The organism is Kitasatospora sp. NPDC059673 (genome assembly GCF_042734215.1).
Taxonomy (GTDB): Bacteria; Actinomycetota; Actinomycetes; order Streptomycetales; family Streptomycetaceae; genus Kitasatospora.
The window spans coordinates 70356-91543 of the sequence record NZ_JBHWEN010000021.1 but is presented as its reverse complement, the minus strand read 5'-3'; the positions used below and the strand labels follow the sequence as shown (position 1 = coordinate 91543).

The following is a 21188-nucleotide window of genomic DNA, read 5'->3' as shown; positions in this document are numbered from 1 at the left end:
TCGGGGACCCGCCGTGACCTGCCTGGAATCCCACCGGAATCACCGATTCCCGGCCGCCGCTGTGGTATCGGCGGGTGACATCTGGGAAAGTCGGAACCTATGAAGAGCAACCCGACGCGGGCATCGAACGCCGGCGCGGGCGGGTCCGGCTCGACAGACGAGTCCCGTCCGGAGTCAGCGACCGACGAGGAGACCGACACCCAGACCGCCGAGGAGACCGACGCGGAGCGGCGCAGGCGCCGGGCCGTGTTCCTCCGCGAGCTGGCCGAGGCCCGCGAGCTGCGGGCCCGGGTGCAGCCCAGACGCACCAAGGAGCGGCGGATGCGCGAGGCCATGCGGATGCGGACCTTCCGGATCTGAGCCGCCGGGGGACGCGCCCGCACCACCATCACGCCCCGCAAGCCCCCGTCCGCCCCCCACCGGGGGCGTTCGAGGGGCATGATCCACGCCTGGAGCGGCCGGAAGCAGGCCATTCCGACACGACCTGCGAAGACGCGCTGCCGAACACCCCCCGCAGCGGCGGGCTTTCTGTCACGATGCGGTGGGACGGTCCGAACAGCGGACCGCTCTTCTGGCGCGGGGGCGGCCGGACCGCACCCGCCCGAGATCGCCGACAGCCGAGACCAATCTTGGGAGTGTCCCTGGTGGCGTACTTCGCTGCAGTGCTTGCTCGCACCGGTGCCGGGTGGGATGTGAGCGAGACCGAACTCGACGACGTAGAGACCCTGGCCGACCTGACCGACCTGGCCCGCGAAACGGCCGAGGACGACGACACGGTGCTGGTCTTCATCGAGCAGGAGGACGCCTGGTTCGCCGTCCTGCGGATCGACGGTGAGGACGACCCGCGGATCTTCGTCTCGGACGCGGCCGCCGCGGCGCGCAGTTCGTACGGCTCGGTGCTCACCGACGAGCTGATCGAACAGGACGGAGAGGCCGACTTCGACGACCTGGACGGCCTGGTGGCCGAACTCGACGAGGAGAACGCCGCGAGCGACGAGGACGAGACGGACGACGAGGACGACGAGCCGGCCGTCGGGCGGGCCGCGACCCCGGTCGGGCCGATCGGCGACTCGGAGCTGCTGAGCGAGTTCGGCCTCGGCCAGGCCGCGCTGCTGGAGCTGGCCGGCGAGGGCGCGGCGCCCGGCGACGCGCTCGGCGAGATCGCCGAGGCGCTCGGCTGCGGCGAGGTCCTGGAGGCCGTTCGTTAGCGGCGGGCCCGGTGCCCGACACTGGGTCCATGCAGCACGCCCCCGCCCCTTCCAGCACCCTGGGCGAACGGCCGCGGATCGCTCCGCTGCCCGCCCCCGAACGCCCCGATCCGGTCCGCGACCGGTGGCGTGGCCTGATGCGCCTCGCCATCGACGAGGCCGCACTGGCCACCGCGACCGGTGACGTCCCGGTCGGGGCGTTCGTGCTCGGCCCGGACGGGTCGGTGCTGGGCCGCGGCCACAACGTCCGCGAGGCCATCGGCGACCCGACCGGGCACGCCGAGGTGGTGGCGATCCGTCAGGCGGCGAACGCCGTCGGAGAGTGGCGGCTGAGCGGCTGCACCCTGGTGGTCACCCTGGAGCCGTGCACCATGTGCGCGGGCGCGATCGTGCTGTCCCGACTCGACCGGGTGGTCTACGGCGCCCTCGACCCGAAGGCCGGCGCGGCCGGCTCACTCTTCGACGTCCTGCGCGACAACCGGCTCAACCACCGCCCCGAGGTCATCCCGGGCGTCCTCGCCGACGAGTGCACCGCCCAGCTGCGAGCCTTCTTCGACACCCAGCGCTGACCCCGGTCACGAGCCCCGCAGATACGGATTTCGTCCGTCACCACGCATCCGGTAGAGTTCCCCTCGGTAGCGTGTCCGAGCGGCCAAAGGAGCACGCCTCGAAAGCGTGTGTGGGGGCAACTCCACCGTGGGTTCGAATCCCACCGCTACCGCTCGCAAAGAAGGGCCCCGACCATCAGGTCGGGGCCCTTCTGCGTGTCCCGGGCGTCAGTTGCCGGGTGGGTCAGCCGCGGCGGCGGGCCCAGCGGAGGGTGAACAGGCCGGCCACGCCGAGTCCGGCGGAGATCAGCAGCGGCAGCAGCGGGGAGCCGCTACCGGTCCTGGGCAGCTCGCCGGGGCGCATCGGGTGCTCGCCGGGGTTCTTGGTCGGCTGCTCCGACGGGTGCTCGGTCGGGTGCTCGGTCGGCTTCTCGGAGTGCGACGGCGAGGGCGACGGACTGGGGCTCGGCTCCTCGGCCCTGACCGCGATCTCCTCCTGGGCGGGCGGCGAGGTGACGGTCCGTTCGGGCGTGGTGCCGGTGGCGTGCGCGGTGTTGCGGACCACGCCCGCCTTGGCGTCGGCCTCGGTGACGGTGTACGAACCGGTGCAGGTGGTGACCGCGCCGGGCGTCTCGGCCGGGGTGAGCGTGGTGGATTCGCACCTCACGTCGGTCAGCCGGTCGTCGAGCACGGCCAGGTCGGAGACGGTCCGGTCGGTGGTGTTGGTGACGGTGTACGTGTAGGTCGCGGTCTCACCGGCCAGGTACTCCCGGCTGTCGTCGACGTGCTTCTCCAGCAGCAGGCCGTAGGTGTCGTTCAGCGGCAGGGTGTGGTCGGCCTCCGGGGAGGTGACCCGCCCGCTGTCCGAGTCGCCGCCCGCGACGGCCACGTTGGTGATGAAGCCGCGCCGCACGTCCTCCTCGGTGACGGTGTAGCTGCCGGTGCAGGTGACGGTCTCGTCCACGGCCAGCGTGGTGGTCGGGCAGGTGATCAGGCCGACCTGCGGGTCGGTGACCACGAGGTCGCGGATCTCGCTGCCGCCCGCGTTGGTGACCACGAACTGGTAGGGCACGACGGTGCCGGCGGTGACGGGGTCGGGCAGTGGCGTGGTGCGGTCGATCTGCTTGACCAGGTCCAGCCGGGGCAGCGGGTTGACGCTGCGGGCGACGACGTTGCGCAGCAGGTGCACGTCGGTGAAGTCACCGGTGGACGAGGCGAAGCCGAACTTGTAGGTGCTGGGCACCGGTTGCGGCGCGGGCGTGCTGAGCACCCGGACCGGGCCGGAGCCGAAGTCGACGTCCACCTCGACCTGCGGGTCGGGGGTGGGCGTGACGGTGACGGTGACGGTGCGCTTGCTGGGCACCAGCGCGGCCTCGGCCTGCGCCGGGGTGATGCCGGGCGGCAGGTCGGCGGCGGTGGTGGGGCCCTGCAGCTCGCCGGGCAGGGTGGAGGGCCACGGACCGGTGGTGGTGGTGTTGCTGGTGGTCGCGGCCAGGTAGCAGTACCCGGTGGTGCCGTCGCCGGGCCCGCGCAGGGTGATCATGTTGGGTCCGGGCGCGGGCACGTGGAAGCCGGTGCCGGCCGGGGAACGCTCACCCGGGGGGCACCCGTTGCCGCGGTGCTCCCAGTCGCCGAAGTAGTTGCCGAGCACGTCGAGCCCGACGCCGAGGTAGCCGCCCTCGACGCCCGGCAGGAACGGGTTGGCGGGGTTGTCGTCGGGCAGCTTCTGGGCGTACCCGAGGCTGCCGCCGTACGCGCCGGGCCGGGTCAGCGGGGCGGCGCCGTCGACCAGGAAGAACGAGATGCCGTCGGCAGGCCGCGGCTCGGCGGGGTCGCCCCCGTACTGCCACTGCTCGAAGGTGACCTGCATGCCCTCGTGGGCGGGCAGCGCCCGCTCGTACAGCACGGCGGCGGTGCGGTCGTGGCCGGCGTCGGTCAGCTGCAGGTAGCCGTGCGGGGCGGCGTCGGCCGGCGGGACGGGGCCGACCTGGACGGGCGGGCAGCCGCCCAGCGGGTGCGGGTCGCCGACCGGCGGTGTGCTGGTGGCCGGGGCGCCGGTCAGGCAGGCGCCCGAGGTGGCGACGAACGCCGGGTCGGCGGTCGCGCCGGTGAAGGTCTCGGACACCAGCAGGGTCCCGGCACCGGCCCGGGGCACGGTCGGCGCGGCGGCGGCCAGTGGCAGGGCGGCCGGACCGAGGGCCGCCAGGGCGCAGGCCACGCCTGCCAGGAGTCTGCGGCCGGTCCAGCTGGGCCGGAGGGTGTTCAGCACTTCTCGTTCCGCCTTCCTGCGGCGTTCCGCCGGGCCACTGCCCCGTCGCGGACGCCCGCGTCTGCTGTCGACGCCTCGCAGTCGACCTGCCCGAACGGCGGGTCGGGGCTCGGACACGCGCGCGACCGCCGGTAAGTACCCGCCCGGTCCAGCCACCGGGGGCCTTCGGAGTGGCACCCCGGTCCGCCCGGTTTTCCCGGGGCCTGTCGCGCACCGGCGGCCCATTTCCGGTTGCCGGGGCCGCAGTTGAGGGGATGATGCCGGCATGGGGAGTACGCGGTGGCGCTGGATGGTGTGGGTCGGGGCCGGGATCTCGGTGGTGGGGCTGGCGTTCTTCCTGTGGGAGGAGGGGCTGGACCGGGCGAATCAGTGGGCGGGCGTGCTGGGCCTGTTCGTCGGGCTGGCGGGCCTGGTGCTGTCGGTGACGGGCGGGGTGCGCGGCCGCGGCGGCGGCCAGTCCGCGGACGGCGCGGCGGCCGGCGGGTCGGTACGGATGGTGCGCGATGTGAAGGGCGACGTGGTGATCGGGGGCGCCCCCGACGCGCCCGGCCCCGTCCCGGACGCCTCGTCGGCGCCGGCCACGGACGCGGCGGGTGACGGGCAGTCGGCGCGCGGGGTCCGCGCGGGCGGCGACGTGAACCTGGTGGACGGGGTGGAGGGTTCGGTGCGGTTCGGCGAGCAGCAGCAGCCGTGAGCGGCTTCTGGCGCCGGCTGTTCGGCGCGCAGGGCGCGGCGGCGGGCGGCGGCCAGTCCGCGGAGCACGCCACCGCGGGCGGCGACCTGACGATGATCCAGCACGCGCAGAGCGTGCAGATCACGGTGGGCACCGCGCCGCCGCCCCCCGGCGACCTGGCCGGGGCGCGCCGCCGGCACGCGGTGCGGCTGCGCGAGCGCTACCACCGGCTGGACCTGGAGGTGCTGACCCCGCTGTCGGAGCAGGACGAGCACCCGGCGGTGCACCTGCGCGAGGTGTTCGTGCCGCAGCTGGTGCGGGCCGACCCGCCACCCGTCGAACTGCCCCGGGAGCTGCTGAAACGGCTCACCGAGACCGGCGAACTGGACCCGGGCCGGCTGCCGCCGGGCGTGGAGCGGGAGACGGTGCGCCGGGTCCGGGAGGCCTACCGGCGCCGCCCGGCCGTCCCGGTCCTGCCCCTGCTCGCCGGACCGGACGGCCACCGGGCGGTGCTGCTGGGCGACCCCGGGTCGGGCAAGTCGACGCTGGCCCGGTTCCTCGGCCTGGCGCTGACCGAGCCGCTGCTGCACCCGGATTCCGCCGTCCCGGAGGAGGTGGCGGCGCTGGCCGGCCGGCTGCCGCTGATCGTGGAGCTGCGCCGGTACGCGGACCCGGCGTGGCGGGAGCGGACCTTCGAGGACTTCCTGGCCCATCTGCACGGCACCGAGGGCCTGGGCCTGCCCGCCGACCTGCTGGGGCGTCAGCTGGCGGAACATCCGGCGGCCACCCTGGTGGTGTTCGACGGCCTGGACGAGCTGTTCGACCCGCAGGTCCGGGAGACCGCGAGCCGCCGGATCGCCGCGTTCGCCGCCCGCTACCCGCAGGTCCGGGTGCTGGTGACGTCCCGGGTGATCGGCTACCGGCGCGAGCCGCTGGACGCCGCCGGGTTCGGGCACTACATGCTGCAGGACCTGGACGCCCAGCAGATCGACGCCTTCGCGGCCCGCTGGTACGCCACCGCCTGCCCGGGCGACCCGGTGGAGGCGCAGCGGCTGCGCCGGCGGGTGACGGCGGCGGTGGCGTCCTCGGTGCCGGTGCGGGAGCTGGCGGGCAATCCGCTGATCCTGACCATCCTGGCGATCATCGGCCGCCGCCGGGAGCTGCCCCGGGACCGCCGCACCGTGTACGAGCACGCGGTGGCGGTGCTGGTGGAGCACTGGGATCCGAGCAAGTACCTGCAGGACCGGCGGGTGGACGGCGGGATGCCGTACCTGGCGTCCGAGGACCGGCTGGAGCTGCTGCGGCTGGTGGCGCGGCGGATGCAGGAGGGCGGCGACGGGATCGCCGGGAACCACATTCCGGGGCGGGTGCTGCTGGCGTCCTTCGAGAGCTATCTGCGGGAGCGTTACGAGCTGCCCGCCGACCGGGCGGCGCCGGTGGCGCGGGCGATGCTGCAGCAGTTCCGGGAGCGGAACTTCATCCTGAGCCGGTTCGGCGGCGAGGTGTACGGCTTCGTGCACCGGGCGTTCCTGGAGTACCTGGCGGCGTCCGACATCGCCTACCGGTTCAACCGGGAGCGCTCGCTGACCGAGGACCAGTTGCTGGAGGGGGTGTTCGCGGCCCGCTGGCGGGACCCGGCGTGGCGGGAGGTGCTGCTGCTGCTGGCGGGCGAGCTGGACGAGCGGTTCGTCGGCGAGGCGGTGTCACGGCTGCTGGCGGCGGCGCCGGCCCTGCCGGGGGCGGGCGACCCGGTGCCGGAGTGGCTGGTGCTGGCGGTGCGCTGCCTGGGCGAGGTGCGCAAGCTCGGGCTGGTGACGGCGCAGAGCGAGGCCGTGGTGGACGCCCTGGTGGCGCTGTTCGAGGCGTACGCCGCGGAGGGTTCGACGGTGCTCCCGGGCGACACCGTGGAGGCGCTGGACGGGCTGCGGCCGGTGCTGACCGGGCTCGGGCCGCACTGGGTGGGGCGGGAGCGGTTCCTGCGCTGGTACCTGGTGTACGGGCACCACGCGCAGCGGGAGTCGCCGCTGCCGGCGGTGGGCGCGGTGACGGCCCGCCTGGCGTGCGCGCTGCTGCTGAACGATCCGCGCGGCCCTGCGGTGCTGCGGGCCTGGGCCGAGCACGGCTGGTCGCCGGCGCAGCGGGCGGCGGCGTTCGCGGCGCTCGCCGAGGGCTGGGCGGGCGACCAGCGGGTCGGGGCGTTCGTGCGCCGCCGGATAGAGGAGGACCCGGACCCGCTGACCCAGGAGGCGGCGGTGGCGGCGCTCGCGGACGGCTGGGCGGGCGAGGCGGCGAGCGGGGCGTTCCTGCGGGCCCGGGTGGCGGGCACCCGGGGCGAGAACCGGCTGAACGAGATGCTGGCGCTGGGCAAGGGGTGGGCGTGCGACGGCCCGGCGCAGCAGTTGCTGCGGGAGCTCGCGGCGGCCGACCCGCAGCCGGAGCTGCGCGGGCTGGCGGTGTTCGCGCTGACTGTGAACGAGCGGGTGGGCGGCACGCTGGCGGAGTTCCTGCGCGAGCGGGTGCGGAGCGACCGGGATCCGGGGGTGCGCGGGCTGGCGCTGCAGGCGATCTGCCTGCAGCCGGCCGAGGATCCGCGCAACGCGTCGTTCCTGCGGCTGCTGGCCGGGGCGGACAAGGATCCGCGGGTGCGGGTGGTGGCGCTGGCCGGGCTGGCGCGCGGCTGGGCGGGCGATCCGGAGGTGGCGGAGTTCCTGCGGCTGCGGGTCGCCCAGGACCCGGATCCGATGGTGCGCCGGCGCACCCTCGCGGTGCTGGCGCACCGCTGGGCGGGCGACCGGCAGGTGGCCGAGCAGCTGCGCGGCTTCGTCACCGGCGAGGGGCTGCCGGAGGTGCGGGCGTTCGCGCTGACGCTGCTGGGCCAGGGCTGGGCGGGCGACCCGGAGGTGGCGGAGTTCCTGTTCGAGCGGGCCCGGGCGGCGGACGGGCACGGCCGGGCGCAGGCGACCGGCGAGCTGGCGGCGCACTTCGCGGACAACCCGGAGCTGGACGCGTTCGTCCGGCACGAGGCGGTGCACTCGCCGGACCCGCTGGTGCGGGGCGCGGTGCTGACCGCGCTGGCGGACCGCCGCTCGCCGAGCGCGCAGGCCCGGGCGCTGTTCCTGGAGCGGGCGGTGGCGGACCCGGATCCGCGCACCCGTGATCTGGCGCTGGTCGCGGTGGTGCGCTGCTACGACGGTGAGGAGCGGGCCGGGGTGCTGCTGCTGGCGCGGGCCGCGCACCTGCGGGACGCGGCGGTGCGGCTGTCGGTGCTGCGGGCGCTGCTGGCGCACCGTCCGGGCGATCCGGCGGTGCGGGCGCTGCTGCGGGAGCGGGCGGTGGCCGACTCCTCGGCGCCGATCCGGGCGATCGCCCTGCACGCGCTGGCCCGCGACCGGGCGGCCGGGCCGGCCGGTCTGCTGCGCGAGCGGGCGGTGGCGGACGCCGATCCGCTGCCGCGCCGGGTGGCGCTGCGGGCGCTGGCTGCCGACCCGGAGGTGGCGGAGTTCCTGCGGCTGCGAGCGGTGGCGGACGGCGACGAGGAGACCCGGATCGCGGCGCTGCGGGCGCTGGCGTTCGCCTTCCCGGGGCCGCCGACGATGGAGCTGCTGGCGGCCCGGGCGCGGGCCGAGCGGCTGCCGGCGGTGGCGGTGGAGGCTGCCCGGCTGGGTGAGGCGCTGCGCGCGGCGGGGGCGCCGTGGACGGCGAACGGCCCCGCACTCCCGGGCGGTTGACCACCGTGCCTCGGGGAGTGCGGAGCCGGGACGAACCTCTCGGTCCGCGGTGGGGGCAGCAGCTCCGGGGGAACGAGCTGCTGCCCCGGGCGGAGGTCCCACAACCGGGTCCGCGTCGGGGGGAAGCCGCGGTGCCCGGTCCCACAGCGGGGACCTCCGGATCGCCGTACCGGGGATTCCTGCCAGATCCTCGGTACATGAACCATCCTGCCGCGCCACCGGGGAGGGCACACCCGGAGAAAGCCCCGTCCGAGCAGGACCTTCGTCCTGGCGGGTGAACAAGGTCCTCACCTCTTGCGCCGTCCGGTGGATAAGCTGCGGGTGGCAGGGCCGTGCGGGGAGAGGACGGCGGCCCGACTCAGGGAGGCAGGCCCGTTCGATGGCTCAGGCGAAGAAGGTGGCCATGTGGATTGTGGTCATCTTCGTCATCTACACGATCATCACCTCGCCGGTGCGTGCCGCCGAGCTGGTGCAGTCCGGGTTCGTCGGGATCTCCGACGCGGCCAAGGCGGTCGGCTCTTTCATGACCGGACTGGTCCGCTAGTACCGTTTGCGGGGTTCGTCCTTCGGGGGCGCTCCCCGGCCGGGGCGTGCCCTCCTGATCCGCGAGGAGCGGCATCGTGATCCGGCACCTGGTCCTGTTCAAGCTCAACGAAGGCGTCGGCAAGGACGACCCGCGGGCCCTGGCGGGCGCGAAGGCGTTCGAGGAGCTGGGTGCGCTGATCCCGGAGCTGCGCGAGTGGGAGTGCGGCTGGAACACCACCGAGCGGGACATCGCCTACGACTACGCGATCAACAGCCTGGTCGAGGACCGCGAGGCGCTGGCCGCCTACCTCGGCCACCCGGCCCATCAGGCCGCCGCCGGGCAGTGGAAGACCTTCGCCACCTGGGTGATCGCCGATCTGGAGGTCTGACCGCCCGCCACCCTCGCCGTACCCGCACCACCGCCGCGACCCCCGGCCTCCCGATCAGGCCGGGGGTCGCGGCGCGCTCCGCCGAATGCTCCACAGGCCGTCAACACGCCTCGGCCGGGTACTTGCCCGGCCGCAGAGCGACTTGTGATGCTATGACCGGTTTTGCCGGAAATTTTGGCGAGGTGGTTCAGAGGGAGGGGTGACGTGTCCGTGCGGACGCAGGGCAGCAGTGCGCCGGAGGACCGGGCCGAGGAACTGCCGGACCCGGTCGAACTGGCCGCCCGCCGCCCCGGCGGCCGCGGCACCATCGACGTCCGGACGCTCACCCGGGTGCTGTTCGAGCGGCTCGCCGAACTGCCCCCCGGCGCCCCCGAACGCGCCCGGGTACGAGCCGCCCTGATCGAGATCAACATCCCGCTGGTCCGCTACGCCGCCACCCGCTTCCGCAGCCGCAGCGAACCCATGGAGGACATCGTCCAGGTCGGCACCATCGGCCTGATCAACGCCATCGACCGGTTCGACCCCGAGCGCGGTGTCCAGTTCCCCACCTACGCGCTGCCCACCATCCTCGGCGAGATCAAACGCTACTTCCGCGACAACGTCCGCACCATGCACGTGCCACGCCGGCTCCAGGAGCTGTGGGTCCAAGTCAGCGGCGCCATGGAGGAGTTGACGGTCATTCACGGCCGGTCCCCCAAGGTCCCCGAGATCGCCGCCAACCTGCGCATCCCCGAGGAGGACGTCCGGGCCTGCCTGGACGCCGGCCGCGCCTACAACGCCGCCTCGCTGGAAGCCGCCCAGGAACACGAGGGCGGGCTCGCCCTGCTGGACCGGCTCGGCTACGAGGACTCCGCCCTCACCGACGTCGAACACCGCGACATGGTCCGCCACCTGCTGGTCCAACTCCCCGAACGGGAACGGCGGATCATCATGCTGCGGTTCTTCGCCAACCTCACCCAGTCGCAGATCTCCACCGAACTCGGCATGTCCCAGATGCACGTCTCCCGGCTGCTGTCCCGGATCCTCACCCGGCTGCGCACCGGGAACTCCTGGGAGGAGTGAGCCGCCCGCCGTCAGCTGCCGGGTGACGACTCGTCACGATCGGGTTTGCCGGGCCCGGTGATCCGGTATTGAGCAGGAGGACACGGCAGTCGGGAACCGCCGTACGGCGGCACCCGTTCGACAGGCAGTCACAAGGGGGTGGGCGCGTGTTCACAGAACAGGGCAGTGCGGTCATCGAGTCCGTCGTCGTACCGATCCCGGCCCAGGCCGGGCCCGCCGAGGCCCCCGACCGGGCGCTCGACACCCGTACGCTCTCCCGCTCGCTGTTCCGCAGGCTCGCCGTCCTGGAGCCCGGCAGCGCCGAACACGGCTACGTCCGGGACACCCTGATCGAGCTCAACCTGCCGCTGGTCCGGTACGCGTCCGCGCGTTTCCGCAGCCGCAACGAGCCGATGGAGGACATCGTCCAGGTCGGCACCATCGGCCTGATCAAGGCCATCGACCGGTTCGACCCCGAGCGCGGCGTCGAGTTCCCCACCTTCGCCATGCCCACCGTGGTCGGCGAGATCAAGCGCTTCTTCCGCGACACCAGCTGGTCGGTGCGCGTCCCGCGCCGCCTCCAGGAACTGCGCCTGGCCCTCACCAAGGCCGGCGACGAACTCTCCCAGCGGCTCGACCGCTCCCCCACCGTCCCCGAACTCGCCGCCTACCTCGGCGTCTCCGAGGACGACGTGGTCGAGGGCCTCGCCGTCGGCAACGCGTACACCGCGAGCTCCCTCGACTCCACCCCCGCCGAGGACGACGGCGGCGACGGCCCGCTCGCCGACCGCCTCGGCTACGAGGACCTCGCGCTCGAAGGCGTCGAGTACCGGGAGTCGCTCAAGCCGCTGCTCGCCAAGCTCCCGCCGCGCGAGCGCCGGATCATCATGCTGCGCTTCTTCGGCAATCTGACGCAGTCGCAGATCGGCGAGGAGATCGGCATCTCGCAGATGCACGTCTCACGACTCCTCACCAAGACCCTCGCCCACCTCCGGGAAGGCCTGACGGCGGAGGGGTGACCGCCAGTGGCCCGGGGGTGCGGTTCCAGGGGCCAGTGGGGGTGCCGCCCGGCCCGCCGGGGCCGGCGGAGAGCGGCGAGGCCAAGGCGGCGGCTGGTCGAAGACAGCGGATGGCCACGTGGCGGCGGGTCAAAGACAGGGGCCAGAAACTTCGGGACGTTCTCGCGCCCCGTTGATCACTCGCAGACCTGGCCTCGCCGTTCCCCGAGCCCCTGGAATCGCGCACCTAAAGGGTGCAGGTGGTCCGGAGCACCGACAGGTGATCGTCCGTCAGGCCGAGGCCGTCGTGCCAGAAGTCCTCGAAAGTGGGCCAGCCACGGGTGAGTTCGTCGAAAGCGGCGTCGAGGTAAATCGTTTCGGCACGGGCCAACGGACGCATCAAGGGGTCCACCCGGGCGATCCGGGTCGCCGCGCGTTCGTTGGTGAGCAGGTAGTCGGTGAGGACCGCGTCGCGGTCCACGCCGAGGGCGGTGAGGAGCAGGGCGGCCGTCCAGCCGGTGCGGTCCTTGCCGGCGGTGCAGTGGAACAGGACCGGGCCGCCCTCCGCCTCGGCGATCAGTCGCAGCACGGTGGCGAAGCGGGAACGGGCGAGTGGGTCGGTGACGAACCAGCGGTACATCGAGGTCATCATCGCGGTGCCCCGGCCGTCGCCGAGCACGGCGTGCATCGCCTCCGGCTCACCGCTGCCCAGGGCCTGCCGCAGGTCCACGTAGAGGTCGAAGTCGGCGGAGAACACCGGCAGGTGGTGCAGGGCCGGGCCGAGGCCGTCCGGTGAGGGCACGCTGAGGGTCGCGGCGGCGTCCATCGGCAGCACCGCCGTGGGCAGGCCGGGGACCAGGTCGGCGCCCAGGTGGCGGACCTCGTCCAGGCTGCGCAGGTCGACGACGTGCCGCAGGCCGAGCGCGCCGAGCAGTTCGCGGTCGCGTTCGCCGAGCCGGCTCAGCGCCTCGGTGCGCAGCAGCAGGCCCGGGCGGACGGTGCGGCCGTTCGCGGTGCGGTAGCCGCCCAGGTCGCGGGCGTTGACGGCAGCCGTCAGGCCGAGGCTTCGGGCGGTCTCGGTGGACGGCGCGGACACGGGGCCTCCTGGCGGGCTGCGACGGTTGCCGCCAGTGTAGGCGCGCCGCGGCGCGGGACCGCCCGGGGCGTCCGGCCGGTCCCGGGCGGGCGGGTTCCGCGGGTTACTTGACGGCCAGCCAGATCACGCCGACCACGACCGCCAGGGCCACGATGGCCCCGATGACGATCATCGGGGTGCGGTTCGACGAGGAGTTGCTGCCGTAAGTGGTGACGGTGCCCGGGGCCTGCGCGGCCGGGGCCTCGTCGACGAACGCCCGGAACATCTGGGTGGAGCCGGCGGGGTCGTAGTCGTTGTCAGCCATGGAACGGGACTCTAGCCAACCCCGACGGCCCGCCGACACCCCGGACCCCACTGCGGGCCCACTCTGCACGGAGCCCTCACCTCGGACGACACCCCGGTGAACAACCGGGCGCACCGGAATCAAGCAGGACCCGAACGGGTTGTCCCTGGGCATGACTTCCACTGACGCACCCCGGGTGACCCTTGGCACCTCCGACCTGTCCGTGTCCCAACTGGCCCTCGGCGGCAACGTGTTCGGATGGACGGCCGACGAGGCACAGTCCTTCGCGGTGCTCGACGCGTACGTCACGGCGGGCGGCAACTTCATCGACACCGCCGACGGCTACTCCTCGTGGGCGCCGGGCAACTCCGGCGGCGAGTCCGAGACGGTGATCGGCAACTGGCTGCGCAGCCGCGGCAACCGCGAGCAGATCGTGATCGCCACCAAGGCCGGCATGGCGCCCGGCATGGACAACCTGAAGCGCGACACCGTGCGGCGCGCCGTCGAGGGCTCGCTGCGCCGGCTCGGCGTCGAGCGGATCGACCTGTTCTACACCCACCGGGACGACCTGGACACGCCGGTCGAGGAGATCGTCACGACGCTGGACGAGCTGGTCCGCGAGGGCAAGGTGCGGGAGCTCGCCGCGTCCAACATCGGCGCGCAGCGGCTCGCCGCCTCGCTGGAGTTCGCCGCCCGCGAGGGCCTGGCCCGGTACGTGGCGGTGCAGCCGCACTACAACCTGGTCTCCCGCGACACCTACGAGGGCGAGCTCGCCGAGGTGGTCGCCGCGCACGGCCTGTCCGCCGTCCCGTACTACGCCCTCGCCTCCGGCTTCCTGACCGGCAAGTACCGCCCCGGCGCGCAGGTGGACAGCTCCCGGGCGCAGGGCGCGTTCCGGCACCTGGAGACTCCGCGCGGTCCGCGCGTGCTGGCCGCGCTGGACGAGGTCGCCGCCGCCCACGGCGCCGAGGTCGCCACCGTCGCGCTGGCCTGGCTGGCCGCGCAGCCCACGATCGCCGCGCCGCTGGCCAGCGCCCGCACCGTCGAGCAGCTGCCCCCGCTGCTGGCCGCCGCCGCGCTGCGGCTGACCGAGACCGAGCTGAAGCTACTGGACGCCGCCTCCGCCTGACCTGGCGTCAACGCGCCGACGGCGCCCCTCCCGCAGCCGTGGAAGGGGCGCCGTCGGCGTGGCCGCGGCCGGTCAGGGGCGGCCGAAGAAGTCCGGGTAGTACCCGCTGCTCAGCCGGGAGACCCGGACGTTCTTGCCGGGGCGGGGGGCCTCCACGTACGTCCCGTCCCCGAGATAGATCGCGACGTGGTGGATGCCGGAGACCCGGCCATTGCCCGACCAGAAGATCAGGTCGCCCCGCTGGAGCTGCTTCGAAGTGATCGGCGTGCTGGCCCGGTACTGGTCGTCGGCGACCCGCGGCGTGGACACCCCGGCCCGGCGGAACGCCTGCTGGACCAGGCCCGAGCAGTCGAAGCCGTTCGGCCCGTTGCCGCCCCACACGTAGGGCTTGCCGACCTGCGCCAGCGCGTACGACACCGCCGCCTCCACCCCGCTCGCGGCGGGCGCGGGGGGCCCGGGCTGGTGGGAAGAGGAGGAGGACCCGCCCCCGCCGGTGCGGGACAGATAGACGTCGTAGTGGCTGGTGTAACGCCACTCACCGGCCGCGTTCCTGAACCAGTAGACCTTGCCGTCCCAGCCCTGGCGGATCCCGCCCGAGGACTGCGCGGAACCGGAACTCTGCGAGGACGACGACTGGCCCTTGGCGCCACCGGTGCGCTCCAGGTAGACGCTGTGCCACTTGGTGTAGCGCCACTCCCCGGCCGCGTTCTTGAACCAGTAGACGCTGCCGTCCCAGCCCGGGCCGGACGGTGCGGGCATGGCGTGCGCGGTGCTCGCGCCCAGGCCCAGACCGACGGCTCCCGCGCCGGCCAGAACAGTGGTGGCCAGACAGGTCGAGCGCACGGCCCGGTGTATTCGGCTCGCCCGGTCGGCCACGTCGGGCGCGGCGGCGCGCGGGGCCGGGCGGGTGCACTGCGGGCAGCGGCAGGCGGCCGCCCCGTCGGCTTCGGCGAAGCCCATCAGCGGGGCGCCCGACCAGTCGGGCAGATCGGTGGGGTCGGTGGATATGGAGGCGAGCGCTGTCGTCACGCGGGTTTCCCTTCCTTGCGGCCCGGCCGGGCGGCCGGGGCGGGCACCGAGGCGGTCACCCCGGCCGGGGCGACGAACGCGACCAGCAGCTGCTCCATCAGGGCGCTGCGCGCGCTGTCGTCCAACTCGTGGGCGGTGGCGCGCTCCAGGCGGCGCACCGCGAGCGCCGCGGCCTCCACCGCGTCGTCCACCAGGACGGTCCGCAGCCCGGCGTCCAGGTCGGCGAGCCGGCGGCGCCGCATCGACTCGGCGACCTCCGGCGCGTAGTCCAGGGCCAGCGGCTGCACCGAGTACACCTCGATGCCCGCCGGGGCGGTCTCCGCGGCCAGCGCCCGGGTCAGCTCGTCGGCGAACCACTGGCCGTCGCGCAGCGCCGGTCCGGGAGCGGAGTTGGAGTCGCACGGCAGGGCCGAGGCGGTTCGGGTGAGAACGGCCTGCACCTGCTCGCGCAGATACGTCTCGTGGTCGGCGATGCCCAGGGTGACCCGCGCGGTGTCCTTGACCCGCCACACGATCAGCACCCGCACCAGCAGCGGAGTACCGGTCCGGTCGGTGACGTGCACCGCCTCGCTGCGCCAGTGCCGCAGCCGGACGTCCACCCGGCGGCGGCGCACCATCGGGTTCACCCACAGCAGGCCGGTGCGGCGCACCGTGCCCCGGTAGCGGCCCCAGCGGGTCAGCACCCGGGTCTCACCGCCCGGGTTGGACAGCAGTCCGGCCAGCGCCACCATCATCGCCAGCCCGATCGCGCTGATGGTGGCGATGGTCCGGTCGTCGGCCGCGGCCCCGTCGGCCTTCACGGCCGCCGTACGGACGTCCGGCAGGCCGGACAGGTGCGGGACCACACCGGCGCGGGCCAGCACCAGCAGCACACCGGCCGTGCCGAGGAGCAGCGCCAGCAGCGGCAGCCAGCCCGGCAGCGCGAACGCCGGGCGCTCGCGCAGCGACTGGTCGGCGCGCGGCGGCCGCCGGTGGGTGGCGGCGTCCGCGACCGTCGGGTGGGCCGAGAACTCGGAGCGGTCCGGCCGGTCCTCCGGTTCGACCGTCGGGAGCAGCTGGGTCGGCGCACTGCGGTCGGGTTGCTCCTCGACCGGGGCGGTGGCCTTGATCAGCGGGTTGTTCACCGCCTTGGCGACCGCCTTGGTCAGTGGGGTCGCGCCGACGGGGTCGGCGGGGGGTTCGGCGGCGGAGGGCCAGGTACGGGGTCGCGGCGACGAGTCGCGGGTGACGTCCATGCACGTGTCCTAAGGGTTCAGAGTGTCGCGCAACGGGCGGCCCGGAGCTGACGGGCAGTGCCGGGGACCCAGGCTAGGCTGATTGATCATCAAATGCGACGTATGCCATTCGGTGTGTCGCTATGTCGGAAAATGGCTCGACCGGAGTACCGCCCGCCGCACATCGCGGGACGGGCGGTACCGAGCCGACCGTCAGTGGCGGCGGGCGCCACCGCGACGACTGGCGAGCATCCGGCGCACCAGCAGCCCGAAGCCCGCCGTGATCAGCAGCGCCCCGCAGGCCAGTCCGCGCCATCCGGTGGCCGCCGCCCGATGCACCACCGCCGCCCCACCCGGCGGTGGTGCCGGCAACGTCCGCCCCCTCGCGACCTCGTCCGCAGAGCCGGCACCGGTCTGCTCGGCCCGCGCGGCGTGCTTGGGCTGCTTGGGCTGTGCGGCCTGCACGGCCGGTGCAGCGGCCGACGGGGGCCGGGTCACGCTCGGCCTCCCGGCCGACGGCATCACCGCGGGCGACGCGATGACCGGCGACGGGCTCCCGGACGGCGCGGCCGTCCCGTCCGGCACCCGCGGCTCCGGGGCCTGCGGCGACCCCGGGTGCGGCGCCGCGAACACCGGCTGATCGGGCATCACCCCCGGCGCCAGGAAGGGCGGCGGCGGCACGGCGACCGTGCTGGGCACCGGCACGGCGGCGGAAACGGACGCAGAGGCGGAAGCCATGGCCGCGGCGGAGGCGCCGGCCGAAGCCGGGGCAGTGCCAGAGGCGAACGCGGTGGCCGAGGCGGAGACGGACGGGCTCGCTGCGGGCGAGCTCTGGCCCCCGGTCGGCGTGGGCGCCGGCGTCGGAACCGGTGGTGCCTGCGTGGGCGTCAGCACCGGGATCACCACCGGCACCACGATCGGCAGGAGGTCCGACAGGACCGGCACCCAGGGGGCCGCACCTGTCGGAATCCCGGCCGGGAAGGGCGGGGCGGATGGGCTCGTCGCGGCCGGGCTGTGGGCGGACGGCGGGACCGACACCGCCGGCGAGGGCACGGCCGTTGCCGGAGACGGTGTCGGTGCGGCGCTGCCGCCCGCCGTGGCCGGGACGGGGACCCGGACCGGGTCGCCCGGGGTGCCGTTGCCCGCCGGGTCGGTGGCGGTGGCGATCAGGGTGACCTCGCCGCCCGCCAGGTCGTGGGTGGCGGTGCAGGACCAGCTGCCGTCGGCGGCCGCGACGGCGCTGCACACGGTGGCGGGTGCGCTGTTGCCGTGGCCGGCGGTGACGGTGACGGTGGCGCCGGGCTCGGCGCGGCCGCTGATCAAGGGGCGGGCGGTGTGCAGGAGTTCACCGGCGGTCGGCGAGAGCAGCCGTGGCTTGTCGGGCGCGACGGTGTCCACCGTGAGCGCGACGGACTTGCCGTCGGAGTGGTTGCCGGCGCCGTCGCGGGCGTGCGGGGTGAGCCGGTGGACGCCGTCGGCCAGGTTCTCCACCGGCAGGCAGGACCAACTGCCGTCGGCGGCGACGCCGGTGGTGCACAGGTCGAGGTCCTCCGGCCCGCCGTCCGCGGTGACGGTGACGGCGGAGGCGGGCTCGCCGAGGCCGGTGACCAGCAGGCCCGGATCGTTGCTGTAGGCGGGCAGGGTGAGCACGGGGGCGGTCGGCGCCGTGGTTTTGACGGTCAGCCGGAACGGCTCACCGCGCACGGCCGTGCCGCCCGGCAGGGTCTGCGCCAGGACGAGGGCGTGGGTGCTCTCGCCGAGCGCGCTGTCGGGGCGGCAGTTCCAGCTGCCGTCCTCGCCGACCTGCGCGGTGCACAGGGTGGCGCCGTTCTCCTGGACGGCGATGCCCGCTCCGGCCCGCGCGCCGTCACCGCGGAACTCGGGGCGTACCTCGCCGGTGACGGTGCCGGGGACGGGCAGGCCGATCTCCGGCCCGTCGGCGGCGCTCTCCGGTTCGGCGGCGCGGACGGCCGGGGCGACCCGCTGGTCGACGACCTGCCCGGAGTCGGCGAAGCCGTCGGCGGTGACGAGTTGGGAGCCGTCGCGGGCCACCCGCAGCCGGGCCCAGGTGTCGCCGCTCGCGGCGCCGGCCGGGACCATCCACTCCAGCGCGGCGCTGCTCGCCCCTGCGGGGACCTCGGCCTGCACCCGCTCGGCCGGGTCGAACCGCCCGTTGTGGTCGAAGTCGATCCAGCCGGCCAGCACCGCGGGCTCGGGGCCGGGGCCGACCGGCACCTCGATCCGGTAGGTGCGCCCGGGCGTGGCCTCGGCGGGGAAGGCGAGGGTCGGGTCGGCGCCCTGGTGGTCGGCGCGGCCGGGCTGGAGCCGGGGCGGCGACGGCGGGCTGGCCCAGGGGCTGCGGCGGCTCGCCCCGCCGTCGGTCTCCACGCTGAGCGCGACCGGGCCGGCGGCGGGCGGGGCGGGCAGCAGCGGCCTCTCGACGGACTGGGCGAGGCCGGGCCGGGAGCGGTTGGCCGGTGCGGCGTCCTGGCCGAGGAACAGGTCGGAGACCAGGTGGGAGGCGTTGCCGTAGCTCTGCGGGGCGCTGCCGAGGCTCTCGTCGAGGGAGACCGTCCAGGCCGGACGGAGCGTCATCGGCGGGGTGGTGGAGCCGCCACGGGCGGTGGAGCGCTGTTCGACGCGCAGCTCGACGGTGGTGACGGTGCCGGACAGTTCGAGCGTGCCGTCGCCGCCGGCGTCGCCGTCACGGGGGCCGTCGGCGGCGGGGGCGAGCTCGCCGGGGCCGACCGTCCAGCCCGGCCAGCCGGTGCGACCGACCAGGGTGGGGGCGGCGGGGCTGCCGCCGGCGACCGTCAGCCGGGTACTGGTGCCGGTGGTACCGCCCCGGCCGGTGGCCAGGCCGGTCAGGCCGCTGAGGTGCAGGCGGGGGTTGCGCACGGGGCGGGAGAAGGAGAGCCGCAGCGTGCCGAGGGGGTGCCAGGAGCCGTCCGCATGGGGGTGGTCCTCGGCGACGCGGAAGGTCTCGGCCGGGTCGCCGGGGCGGATGCCGTCGGTGTAGACGCCGGCGCCGGCGGCCCGTTCGGCGAGCTTGCCGGGCGCGGCCTCGACCGTCACCCCCTGAACGGCCTCGAAGTCGAACCGGACGGCCAGCCCGGAGGGCAGTTGGGCGCGCCGCTCGGCGGACCAGCTGTCGGGCGTCTGCTGGGCGGCCACCGGCGGGGTGCCGAGACCGGTGAGCAGCCCGGTGGCGATCAGGGCGGTGGTGGTCCGGCCGATCCAGGGCCCGGGCCGGTCACCGTCGGCCGGGCGGGCGTCGGGGGCCGGGGCCCGGTGGAGGAACTGTCGGCACATCCGGCTCTCCTCTCGGTGTCTTCGTCCGCCGAATTCGCGGTCCGATGCCATACACCCGAATGGTGATGACGATCAGACAAAAGGGAATCACGATGTGGTTTCGGTCGTACCCCGACACCTGCTCGATCGCCCGATTCCACCCGTTCAGCAGCCAATCGGTCGGCAGTATCGGGATACCCGCCAGGCCGGGCACCAACTCGCCCAAGCGGGCATCAATCGGGCACTGCTGCGCTTATTTGACTGGTCGTCAGATCTCTTGATTGGAATTGGTGTGTTTATCGGTTGAGTCGGCTGGCGTGACTATTGATTCCACGCTCACCAAAAGCAGCTTCGCCCGCGCCGAGCCCTGCGGGGGCGATGTCACCGCATACTTCTACGCCCATTTGTTCGAGCACAACCCGGGTGTGCGAACAAACTCGACGCCACCGACACCGACGCCGTGGTCGACGTGCCGCAGGGCTTGGGCCGCCCGCACGCGGGGTACGGCGCCCTCCCCGGGCACTTCCCCGCCGTCGGCGCGAGCTGGCCGCCCTCGGGAACGCCTGGACAACGGTGGCCGCGGCGTCCTGGACGGCCCTGTACGGCGTCGTCGCGGAGATCGCGGGCCAGGCTCCGACCGAAGCCGCCGCAGGCTGGGGTCCTCCCCGGTGCCCTACGGCCTTGCGGTCGGCCGGTGTCGGCCACGCCGTCGTCGAGCGCCGGGCCGAGCAGGCCGTCCCCGTCGGCACCCCGCGCCGGCCGTCCGCCGCGCCACCACCGACCTGGCGGTGCTCACCGTGGCGCCCGACCACCCGTACCCGTTCACCGCCGGCCGGTACCTGACCGTCAGCTCCGACCGGGGCGATGACGTCCGGCCCCGAGAGCGCCTGCGGCTCGGACCGCCGGTCGGCGAGGGCTTCGAGCGGCCGCTGCTGGTGATCGCCGACGGCACCGGCTGGGCCCGGATCAAGGCTCTGCTGGAACAGCTCGCCCGGGACGACCGGCCGCCGCGCCTGGTGAAGGCGCACGCGTGGCTGCACGCCGTACTCTCGGCGTCCGCGCCCGGCGCGTCCCCGCTCCATCGCGATCCGCCCGCCGTGCCATCCCCCTGTCCGGCCGCCCGGACCGCGCGCCCGCGTTCGCCGCCCAACTCCTCGACCGGCACGCCGATCCCAAGCGCGTCCCGCGCAACCCGCCACCGCCACGTTCAACCGCAGCCGCCCGCGAACACCCGCGGAACGCGAACTCGGCCGGCCCGGGAACGGCGAAGGCCCCGGGTGGGAACCCGGGGCCTTCGGCTGGTGCGCTCAGCAGGATTCGAACCTGCAACCTCTTGATCCGTAGTCAAGTGCTCTATCCGTTGAGCTATGAGCGCTCGGACGGCCCCTTGCGGAACCGCGAGCGGAGATTGGTGCGCTCAGCAGGATTCGAACCTGCAACCTCTTGATCCGTAGTCAAGTGCTCTATCCGTTGAGCTATGAGCGCTCGCCCCGTCGGCCTTGGCCTCCTGGGCGGTGCGGGGACAACATTACATGACCGGCGACCTGGGGCGAAATCGATTGCCGGTGGCCCCGTCAAGGCCGCCTCGGAGGCCGCTCGGCGAACAACGCCAGACAACGCGAGAGCCCCGCCGGTCAGTGACCGACGGGGCTCCCGGTGAAGCGGAGGCGGAGGGATTTGAACCCTCGATGGACGGTAAAGCCCAAACCGCATTAGCAGTGCGGCGCCATAGACCGGACTAGGCGACGCCTCCAACACCCGGACTGC

At 74.3% G+C, this 21188-nt stretch carries 16 protein-coding genes and 4 tRNA genes; 11 read left to right on the top strand and 9 right to left on the bottom strand.

What is annotated here, in order from left to right:
* Positions 1–99: 99 nt before the first annotated feature.
* From ACFV18_RS23765 to ACFV18_RS23750, 4 genes are all read left to right on the top strand, one after another.
* Positions 100–360 (top strand): hypothetical protein, encoded by a 261-nt coding sequence (locus tag ACFV18_RS23765; RefSeq protein ID WP_380486320.1) that lies wholly within the window; start codon positions 100–102, stop codon positions 358–360.
* Positions 361–644: 284 nt separating this feature from the next.
* Positions 645–1208 carry a hypothetical protein gene (locus tag ACFV18_RS23760; protein WP_380486318.1) on the top strand — a complete coding sequence of 188 codons (564 nt, stop codon included), beginning with the start codon at positions 645–647 and terminating at the stop codon, positions 1206–1208.
* A gap of 29 nt (positions 1209–1237) precedes the next feature.
* Positions 1238–1777 carry a tRNA adenosine(34) deaminase TadA gene (tadA, locus tag ACFV18_RS23755; RefSeq protein ID WP_380486316.1) on the top strand — a complete coding sequence of 180 codons (540 nt, stop codon included), beginning with the start codon at positions 1238–1240 and terminating at the stop codon, positions 1775–1777.
* Positions 1778–1842: 65 nt separating this feature from the next.
* Positions 1843–1929, top strand: a tRNA-Ser gene (locus ACFV18_RS23750).
* Positions 1930–2000: 71 nt separating this feature from the next.
* On the opposite strand, the gene ACFV18_RS23745 is transcribed toward ACFV18_RS23750, so the two are convergent.
* Positions 2001–4025, bottom strand: a complete 2025-nt coding sequence (locus ACFV18_RS23745) for a hypothetical protein (protein ID WP_380486314.1) — start codon at positions 4023–4025, stop codon at positions 2001–2003.
* Between the two features lie 265 nt (positions 4026–4290).
* Here ACFV18_RS23745 and ACFV18_RS23740 point away from each other — a divergent pair, with 265 nt between their 5' ends.
* From ACFV18_RS23740 to ACFV18_RS23715, 6 genes are all read left to right on the top strand, one after another.
* A complete protein-coding gene (locus ACFV18_RS23740; protein ID WP_380486312.1) occupies positions 4291–4719 on the top strand; it encodes a hypothetical protein in 429 nt (142 codons plus the stop codon).
* Positions 4716–8426, top strand: coding sequence for a HEAT repeat domain-containing protein (locus tag ACFV18_RS23735; protein ID WP_380486309.1), 3711 nt, complete (start codon positions 4716–4718; stop codon positions 8424–8426). The genes ACFV18_RS23740 and ACFV18_RS23735 overlap by 4 nt, the downstream gene beginning before the upstream one ends.
* Positions 8427–8829: 403 nt before the next feature.
* On the top strand, positions 8830–8970 hold the full coding sequence (locus ACFV18_RS23730) for a hypothetical protein (RefSeq protein WP_380486435.1): 141 nt from the start codon (positions 8830–8832) through the stop codon (positions 8968–8970).
* A 76-nt stretch (positions 8971–9046) separates the two neighbouring features.
* The gene (locus ACFV18_RS23725) at positions 9047–9340 is read left to right on the top strand and encodes a Dabb family protein (RefSeq protein WP_380486308.1); all 294 of its coding nucleotides are present in this window, start codon (positions 9047–9049) and stop codon (positions 9338–9340) included.
* A 204-nt stretch (positions 9341–9544) separates the two neighbouring features.
* Positions 9545–10402 (top strand): RNA polymerase sigma factor SigF, encoded by an 858-nt coding sequence (locus ACFV18_RS23720; RefSeq protein WP_380486306.1) that lies wholly within the window; start codon positions 9545–9547, stop codon positions 10400–10402.
* A gap of 173 nt (positions 10403–10575) precedes the next feature.
* Complete coding sequence (locus tag ACFV18_RS23715; RefSeq protein ID WP_380486431.1) at positions 10576–11400, top strand: RNA polymerase sigma factor SigF; 825 nt, start codon at positions 10576–10578, stop codon at positions 11398–11400.
* Positions 11401–11626: 226 nt separating this feature from the next.
* Here the strand turns inward: ACFV18_RS23715 and ACFV18_RS23710 are convergent, their stop codons facing one another.
* The gene (locus ACFV18_RS23710; RefSeq protein ID WP_380486304.1) at positions 11627–12475 is read right to left on the bottom strand and encodes a tyrosine-protein phosphatase; all 849 of its coding nucleotides are present in this window, start codon (positions 12473–12475) and stop codon (positions 11627–11629) included.
* Between the two features lie 103 nt (positions 12476–12578).
* Positions 12579–12779, bottom strand: coding sequence for a hypothetical protein (locus ACFV18_RS23705; protein WP_380486302.1), 201 nt, complete (start codon positions 12777–12779; stop codon positions 12579–12581).
* Between the two features lie 151 nt (positions 12780–12930).
* Between ACFV18_RS23705 and ACFV18_RS23700 the strand changes: the two genes are divergently transcribed.
* A complete protein-coding gene (locus tag ACFV18_RS23700) occupies positions 12931–13887 on the top strand; it encodes an aldo/keto reductase (RefSeq protein ID WP_380486300.1) in 957 nt (318 codons plus the stop codon).
* A 72-nt stretch (positions 13888–13959) separates the two neighbouring features.
* Here ACFV18_RS23700 and ACFV18_RS23695 read toward each other — a convergent pair whose 3' ends face one another.
* The 6 genes from ACFV18_RS23695 to ACFV18_RS23670 form a co-directional block, all read right to left on the bottom strand.
* The gene (locus ACFV18_RS23695) at positions 13960–14916 is read right to left on the bottom strand and encodes a C40 family peptidase (protein WP_380486298.1); all 957 of its coding nucleotides are present in this window, start codon (positions 14914–14916) and stop codon (positions 13960–13962) included.
* Positions 14913–16151 (bottom strand): SPFH domain-containing protein, encoded by a 1239-nt coding sequence (locus tag ACFV18_RS23690; RefSeq protein ID WP_380486296.1) that lies wholly within the window; start codon positions 16149–16151, stop codon positions 14913–14915. The genes ACFV18_RS23695 and ACFV18_RS23690 overlap by 4 nt, the downstream gene beginning before the upstream one ends.
* A gap of 192 nt (positions 16152–16343) precedes the next feature.
* On the bottom strand, positions 16344–19442 hold the full coding sequence (locus tag ACFV18_RS23685; RefSeq protein ID WP_380486294.1) for an Ig-like domain-containing protein: 3099 nt from the start codon (positions 19440–19442) through the stop codon (positions 16344–16346).
* Between the two features lie 1278 nt (positions 19443–20720).
* Positions 20721–20796, bottom strand: a tRNA-Arg gene (locus ACFV18_RS23680).
* A 34-nt stretch (positions 20797–20830) separates the two neighbouring features.
* Positions 20831–20906 (bottom strand) — tRNA-Arg (locus ACFV18_RS23675).
* A gap of 177 nt (positions 20907–21083) precedes the next feature.
* Positions 21084–21174: transfer RNA gene (locus tag ACFV18_RS23670), tRNA-Ser, on the bottom strand.
* Positions 21175–21188: the final 14 nt, after the last annotated feature.

Bases quoted from the DNA above. Each gene is read 5' to 3' on its own strand.
- ACFV18_RS23690 (WP_380486296.1), bottom strand. From the start codon at position 16,151: ATGGACGTCACCCGCGACTCGTCGCCGCGACCCCGTACCTGGCCCTCC.
- ACFV18_RS23730 (WP_380486435.1), top strand. From the start codon at position 8,830: ATGTGGATTGTGGTCATCTTCGTCATCTACACGATCATCACCTCGCCG.
- ACFV18_RS23740 (WP_380486312.1), top strand. From the start codon at position 4,291: ATGGGGAGTACGCGGTGGCGCTGGATGGTGTGGGTCGGGGCCGGGATC.
- ACFV18_RS23700 (WP_380486300.1), top strand. From the start codon at position 12,931: ATGACTTCCACTGACGCACCCCGGGTGACCCTTGGCACCTCCGACCTG.
- tadA (WP_380486316.1), top strand. From the start codon at position 1,238: ATGCAGCACGCCCCCGCCCCTTCCAGCACCCTGGGCGAACGGCCGCGG.
- ACFV18_RS23765 (WP_380486320.1), top strand. From the start codon at position 100: ATGAAGAGCAACCCGACGCGGGCATCGAACGCCGGCGCGGGCGGGTCC.
- ACFV18_RS23685 (WP_380486294.1), bottom strand. From the start codon at position 19,442: ATGTGCCGACAGTTCCTCCACCGGGCCCCGGCCCCCGACGCCCGCCCG.
- ACFV18_RS23705 (WP_380486302.1), bottom strand. From the start codon at position 12,779: ATGGCTGACAACGACTACGACCCCGCCGGCTCCACCCAGATGTTCCGG.